At 68.7% G+C, this 619-nt stretch carries 1 protein-coding gene; it reads left to right on the top strand.

Annotated elements, in window-relative coordinates; all coding sequences use genetic code 11:
• On the top strand, positions 1-619 hold a 619-nt coding region (locus ACFQVC_RS42480; RefSeq protein ID WP_381842168.1), incomplete at both ends, for an acyltransferase domain-containing protein.

Below are 619 nucleotides of genomic sequence, written 5' to 3'. Positions count from 1 at the left end.
CGAGGTCGGCGGCGAGCTGCGGGAGGTGATCTGGGGCGAGGACCCGGAGAAGCTCAACCGCACCGAGTTCACCCAGCCCGCCCTCTTCGCCATCGAGGTCGCGCTGTACCGCCTCGTCGAGTCCTGGGGCATACGGCCCGACTTCCTGGCCGGGCATTCGATCGGGGAGATCGCCGCCGCGCACGTGGCCGGAGTCCTGTCTCTGCCGGATGCGGTCCAACTGGTCTCGGCGCGCGGCAAGTTGATGCAGGCCCTGCCCGAGGGCGGGGCGATGGTGGCGATCCAGGCCACCGAGGACGAGGTCACCCCGCACCTCACCGACACCGACACCGTCACCATCGCCGCGATCAACGGACCCACCGCCGTGGTCATCTCCGGCGACGAGACCCAGGCATTGGCCATCAAGGCGCACTTCGAGGCCGAAGGCCGTAAGACGACCCGTCTGAAGGTCTCGCACGCCTTCCACTCGCCGCTCATGGAGCCGATGCTCGACGAGTTCCGGACCGTGGCCGCATCCCTCACCTACCACGAGCCCTCGATCCCGGTCCTCAAGGACATCACCGACCCCGAGTACTGGGTACGCCACGTCCGCGACGCCGTCCGCTTCGCCGACGACATC

It is taken from the genome of Streptomyces monticola (assembly GCF_042665355.1).
Classification (GTDB): Bacteria; Actinomycetota; Actinomycetes; order Streptomycetales; family Streptomycetaceae; genus Streptomyces; species Streptomyces monticola.
This window is presented reverse-complemented; position numbering and strand designations above follow the sequence as displayed.